The following is a 907-nucleotide window of genomic DNA, read 5'->3' on the forward strand; positions in this document are numbered from 1 at the left end:
AATGCCTTTGGTTTTCGGAACTTTGAAAACTTCAAAAAACGGATTTTTATCGCTCTTAACATCAAAAAAGAAAGGACGAAATGTGTCCTTTCTCGAGCTTAGCTTTTCTCCAACCCACTACAGTTGACAAAGAGCCTAAAGAATCAGCTAAAGAGTTCTATTAGTCTCTAAAATCCTTTTGGAAGATGAGGAGAGATAAGATAGATGTAATAGCTGCTAAGAATAGAAAGACAGTTGTATCCTTCTCCCCAGTTACTGGGAGTTGTTTTTCCTTATCTTGTTTGATAGCTGCTGTTTCGTCAGAAGTCTTCTCATCTTTGGCTGCTGAATTTTCCGTTACGACTACAGTTGATGGGTTTTCAGTATTTTTTGGTAGAGTGTACTCAGGAAAAGCCACAACTGGTGGAACTTCTGCTCCCACAGAACTTTCTTTAGTCCCAATTTCGATTACTCGATCTTGAGCTGGAGTCGTTTCTGTGTGAAGAATCTTACGATTGAGACCATCGACTTCAACATATTCAATAACAAGACCATCTTTTCCTTCCACTAGGACTTTCTCTTTACCTTTGTCTAATTGCGGATTTTCACGGCGAATAGTCTTATGTGCCACAACTTTATTGACACTTTCCAAACTTGGTAGTTTGAATGTGAGATCTTTAACTCCATCTTCAGAACTTGAAGAAGTAATTGGTTTTTCAGGTTGAGTTGGTTTCTCTGGTTGTTCAGGTTGTTTTGGTTCAACTGGTTTTTCTGGTTGGCCACCTTGTAATTGATTGATTAGCTCAAGAGCAGTTTGGAGTGCTTTGTTTACTTCCTCTTGAGACTTAGCTCCTTGAATAGCAGTGATAGCTTGGTCAGTGATTTGAACCAATTTCTTCTTAGCTTCATTGTTAGAAGCGAGTTCAGG

At 38.9% G+C, this 907-nt stretch carries 1 protein-coding gene; it reads right to left on the bottom strand.

Annotation, left to right across the window (positions count from 1 at the left end):
• Positions 1-160 precede the first annotated feature (160 nt).
• Positions 161-907, bottom strand: a 747-nt coding sequence (locus QZ114_RS07685; RefSeq protein WP_295501717.1) for a G5 domain-containing protein, incomplete at its 5' end; no start/stop codon positions are given.

The sequence above is a fragment of the uncultured Streptococcus sp. genome, assembly GCF_901875575.1.
Classification (GTDB): Bacteria; Bacillota; Bacilli; order Lactobacillales; family Streptococcaceae; genus Streptococcus.